Source organism: Oerskovia sp. NPDC060287 (genome assembly GCF_042726775.1).
Classification (GTDB): Bacteria; Actinomycetota; Actinomycetes; order Actinomycetales; family Cellulomonadaceae; genus Oerskovia; species Oerskovia merdavium.
On the sequence record NZ_JBHXBO010000293.1, the window covers coordinates 1 to 4,379 of the forward strand.

At 71.8% G+C, this 4,379-nt stretch carries 5 protein-coding genes; 4 read left to right on the forward strand and 1 reads right to left on the reverse strand.

The annotated features are described in order from the left end of the window. Window positions 1–104: 104 nt before the first annotated feature. Both ACFWFR_RS17670 and ACFWFR_RS17675 read left to right on the forward strand, forming a co-directional pair. Window positions 105–1,004, forward strand: coding sequence for a hypothetical protein (locus ACFWFR_RS17670; protein ID WP_191802795.1), 900 nt, complete (start codon window positions 105–107; stop codon window positions 1,002–1,004). Beyond that, window positions 1,001–1,393 carry a GntR family transcriptional regulator gene (locus tag ACFWFR_RS17675; protein WP_191802793.1) on the forward strand — a complete coding sequence of 131 codons (393 nt, stop codon included), beginning with the start codon at window positions 1,001–1,003 and terminating at the stop codon, window positions 1,391–1,393. Before ACFWFR_RS17670 ends, ACFWFR_RS17675 begins: the two co-directional genes overlap by 4 nt. 56 nt (window positions 1,394–1,449) lie before the next feature. Here ACFWFR_RS17675 and ACFWFR_RS17680 read toward each other — a convergent pair whose 3' ends face one another. After that, window positions 1,450–2,016, reverse strand: a complete 567-nt coding sequence (locus ACFWFR_RS17680; protein ID WP_191802791.1) for a flavodoxin family protein — start codon at window positions 2,014–2,016, stop codon at window positions 1,450–1,452. A gap of 446 nt (window positions 2,017–2,462) precedes the next feature. On the opposite strand from ACFWFR_RS17680, the gene ACFWFR_RS17685 reads away from it, so the two are divergent. Beyond that, window positions 2,463–3,245: a lytic polysaccharide monooxygenase gene (locus tag ACFWFR_RS17685; protein WP_377615212.1), complete on the forward strand. Its 783-nt coding sequence runs from the start codon at window positions 2,463–2,465 to the stop codon at window positions 3,243–3,245. Between the two features lie 266 nt (window positions 3,246–3,511). Next, a complete protein-coding gene (locus ACFWFR_RS17690) occupies window positions 3,512–4,282 on the forward strand; it encodes a lytic polysaccharide monooxygenase (protein ID WP_225220189.1) in 771 nt (256 codons plus the stop codon). Window positions 4,283–4,379 lie beyond the last annotated feature (97 nt).

The window sequence follows — 4,379 nt, forward strand, 5'->3', positions numbered from 1 at the left end:
GAGCCACGGGGCGAGGCGCACCCCGCGACGGCGAGGAGCGGGCTGGACACCCGGGCACCAATGAGTCAATACTATGATTCATTGGTCCATCCGGAGGAGTGCCCATGTTCGGTCCGCCCGTCGCCGCCCTGGCTGCGCTCTGCGCCGTCTCGGCCGCGGTGCTGATCCTGGCCGGTTCGGTCCGCTCCCGTCGGCACCCGACCCGCAAGGTCCTCGACGCCGCCCTGACCCACGAGCGGACGACCTCGGCCGTCGCGGGCCTGCTCGCGCTGCTCGTGCTCGCCTACGCCCTCTCTCCTGCCGGCGCCGCGGACCTCACGAGCAGCACGCACACCCCCGGTCTGCTGCTCGCCGTCGCGCCGCCCGCCACGGCCGTGCTGCTCCTCGCCGTCCGCGCCGTGGGCGAGCTGACCTGGCCCCGCACCCAGGGTGCGGTGCGGACCGCGGCGCTCGCCCGACGGAGCGTCCGCTCCCTGGGCGAGTGGCGCCTGACCCTCTTCCTCGTGACCGTGGCGATCTCCGCCGTCGGGCTCGTGGTGTTCGGCCTGACCGCAGGCGAGGGCGGGCGCGCCGTCGACGCCCCGATCCAGGTCTCCCCCGACGGCTGGTCGACCGGGAGCTCGGGCCCCTACCCGGGCTGGCCCTACGGGGTTCCGCTCCTCGTCGCCCTGGCCGTCGTGACCCTCGCGACCCTGGGAGTCCTCAAGCTCGTCTCTCGCCGTGCGGTCGTGAGCGGCGCGACCCCCGCCGAGGACGACGCGCTGCGCCGCCTCAGCGCAGCGCACGTGCTGGCGGGCGTGCAGCTGCTCATCGGGCTGGGCACGGCCGCGGTCATGCTGCTCGCGTCGCTCGCACTCTTCTCCGCGGACCGCAGCCCGGCCGCGTTCGTCGCGTTCGCGGTCGCGACCGCGATCGGGATCACGTCGGTCGTCGCAGGGCTCTCGGTGCTCGCCCGCCACCCTGCACCTGCCGCCCCCGCGGCGCCCCTGCCGTCCGCCGCATGAAGACCCTCACGGTCGACCTCGAAGGCCCCGTCCCCGTCTACGAGCAGATCCGCAGCCAGGTCACCGCGCTGGTGTCCCTGGGGGCGCTGAGCCCGGGCGACCGCCTGCCCTCGTCCCGCGACCTCGCGCGCGACCTGGGGATCTCGGTCGGGACGGTCCAGCGGGCCTACCGCGAGCTCGAGGCGGCAGGCGCCGTCGTCTCCCGGCGCCGCACGGGAACCGTGGTCGCCGTGCCCGAGCACCGCACCTCGGAGGCCGACCAGCAGTCCTTCGCCGCGCTCGCGACCGAGCTGGTCGCCCGCGGCCGCGCGCTCGGCATGGAGGACTCCGTGATCCTCGACGTCGTCACGGGCCTGCTCCAGCAGCACGACGGCCCCACCAGCGGCTGAGCCCGTCTTCCCCGGCCGGGCTCGGCTGCTGGTGGGGCCGGCCTGCACCCACGGTCTCAGACCGTGAGCGGCGCCTTCGCGCGCAACGCCGCGGCGATCGACTCGCCCCAGACGTAGGCCTGCTCCATGTGCCCGTCGACCAGCGGCCCCGCAGCGTCCTCGACGAGGAACGAGCGGAGCGGGACGAGCATCTCGTACCCCTTGCGCGTGATGATCCGGGCCGCGGCGCGTGACGCCGAGCTCGGGATCGCACGCCCCAGGGCCGTGCGGGTGTCGAACGTCGTGACCCAGCGCGGGCCGGCCCCCTCGGAGTGCTCGGGCAGCGCGACGCACCACTCGCGCAGCCCGACGTTGCGGGCGGGCACCGTGCCGCCCGAGCGCTGGACGGCCTCGGCCCGGGTCCCCGGCCGGCTCATCGACATGGAGTGCGTCGGACCGCCCGCGACCACGAGGTCGACGTCGTCGAGGAGCGAGGGGTCCGCCACGGCGTCCGCGACGTCGACGACCTTGACGGGAACGCCCGTGGCCATGCCGGCGGCGATCTGGCGGGCGACCTTCTCACAGTTCCCGAACATCGACTCGTACACGACGGCAGCAGTCAGGTTCTCTCCACGGTTCGGCATGCTCCCAGCCTCCCGGCTGCGCGCCTCCCCGGGCCACGGACGACGGTCCCTGGGGTCAGGGACTTTCGTCCCCTGCCCGACGGCGGCGCTCGCCCGAGGCGGCCGGCAGACCTCTCCCGCGGCCGTGGCGTCACGCCGGAGACCCGGTCCCGCCGACCTGCCGGCGCGCCGTCTTCTCCAAGATCGGACGTTCCGGTCATCTAGGTGTTCTCCACACGATTGATCGTCGAAACGATCTCACGGGCGTCGCACGCCCCCGGAATCCTCGCTCCCGATCCGCACCAGGTAGCCGTTCCACCCACTACGACGGTGCGACTACGTGATTTCCCCTACCCCTGTCGATCATTTGAAGACGCGACGACCGCTGACCTACCGTCGCAGCGTTCTGGTCGAGGTGGACCGAGGCTCTGCGTCTCGCCGTCCACCACAATGAAAGCGAGATGCACATGAGACGACTTCGCGCGGCGTTCATCACCGCCGTTCTCGGCGCGACCGCCATCGTCGCCCCCGTGGTGCTGGCGCCCGCCGCCTCTGCCCACGGCTGGGTCACGTCCCCGCCGAGCCGTCAGGACAACTGCGCGACCGGCGCCGTGTCCTTCGACTGCGGCACCCTGAAGTATGAGCCGCAGAGCGTCGAGGCCCCGCACGGCGGCACGACCTGCAGCGGCGGCAGCAGCTACACGATCCTCGACGACAACAGCAAGCCCTGGCCGCGCACGACGGTCGGCTCGTCGGTCAAGATCCAGTGGAAGCTCACCGCGAACCACGCGACGAGCACCTGGGAGTACTTCGTCGACGGCAAGCTGCACCAGACGTACGACCAGGGTGGCGCGCAGCCGCCCAAGGACATCTCGCACACCCTGACGAACCTGCCTGCCGGCAACCACACGATCCTCGCGCGCTGGAACGTGGCCGACACGGTCAACTCGTTCTACAACTGCATCGACATCACGGTCGAGGGTGGCGGCACCACGGGGGGCACGACGGGCGGCGAGACCGGTGGTACCACCGGCGGCGAGACCGGCACGACCGGCGGGACGACCGGCGGCACCACGGGCGGCACGCCCGGCCAGTGCGCCGACGCGGCCTGGGACACCAACGCCGTCTACACGGGCGGCACCAAGGTGTCGCTCGACGGCCAGGTCTACGAGGCCAAGTGGTGGACCAAGGGCGAGGCGCCCAGCGCGGGCGCGCAGTGGGGTCCGTGGAAGAGCCTCGGCGCCTGCTGACGCTCGATGCGCCCGTGAGGGCGTGAGGGCGTGAGGGCGTGAGGGCGTGAGGTACCGCGCACGACGCGCAGAGAGATGGCGCCGTGCCAGGAGAATTCCTGGCACGGCACCACTTCTTTGTGCGCCCGATACGTAGGACCCCCTACGTGCTTTACCGGATTGTGCCTGCCTGTTCCTTTCCTTAGCGTCGAAGATGTCCGATTCGACATGAGTAGGTCGCCCGGCAATGGGGCCTACCGACTTCCATGGAGAGCGAGAAGAGAAACATGAGACGACTACGCGCGGCGATGATCGCCGCCGTCCTCGGGGTGGCCGCGATCGCGGCCCCGATCGTCGTGGCACCCAGCGCCTCGGCGCACGGGTGGATCACGTCCCCGCCCAGCCGTCAGGACAACTGCGCGACGGGCGCGGTGTCCTTCAGCTGCGGAGGGGTGCAGTACGAGCCGCAGAGCGTCGAGGCACCCAAGGGGTCGATGCAGTGCTCGGGCGGCAGCGGGTTCACCGTCCTCGACGACAACAGCAAGGCCTGGCCCCGCAAGAGCGTCGGCTCGACGGTGACGTTCCAGTGGAAGCTCACGGCGGCCCACAACACGAGCACGTGGGAGTACTTCGTCGACGGCAAGCTCCACCAGACGTTCAGCCAGGGCGGTGCGCAGCCTCCGAGCAACATCTCGCACACCCTGACGAACCTGCCTGCGGGCAACCACACGGTGCTCGCCCGGTGGAACGTGTCCAACACCGTCAACGCGTTCTACAACTGCGTCGACATCACGGTCGGCGGCGACCCCACGGGCAACCCCACGGGAGGCGACCCCACCGGCGGCAACCCGACGGGCGGCGACCCGACCGGAAGCACCGGCGGCACGACCGGCAACGGCACGTGCACGGACCCGGCCTGGTCGGCGGGGTCGGTCTACACGGGCGGCGCCCGGGTCTCGTACGACAACACGAGGTACGAGGCCAAGTGGTGGACCACGGGCGAGAACCCGGGCACGAGCGGCCAGTGGGGCGTGTGGAAGAACCTCGGCGCCTGCTGAGGTGACGTCCGTCCCGTCGACGCGCTGGAGAACGTGGCGGCGGGAGCATCACGAGGGCCCGTCCGGAGCCCGCCTGGATCAGCAGGCGGGCCAGGAC

What these genes read in the sequence shown, in the direction of transcription:
- ACFWFR_RS17670 (WP_191802795.1), top strand. Translation starts at nt 105, where the DNA reads ATGTTCGGTCCGCCCGTCGCCGCCCTGGCTGCGCTCTGCGCCGTCTCG.
- ACFWFR_RS17675 (WP_191802793.1), top strand. Translation starts at nt 1,001, where the DNA reads ATGAAGACCCTCACGGTCGACCTCGAAGGCCCCGTCCCCGTCTACGAG.
- ACFWFR_RS17680 (WP_191802791.1), bottom strand. Translation starts at nt 2,016, where the DNA reads ATGCCGAACCGTGGAGAGAACCTGACTGCTGCCGTCGTGTACGAGTCG.
- ACFWFR_RS17685 (WP_377615212.1), top strand. Translation starts at nt 2,463, where the DNA reads ATGAGACGACTTCGCGCGGCGTTCATCACCGCCGTTCTCGGCGCGACC.
- ACFWFR_RS17690 (WP_225220189.1), top strand. Translation starts at nt 3,512, where the DNA reads ATGAGACGACTACGCGCGGCGATGATCGCCGCCGTCCTCGGGGTGGCC.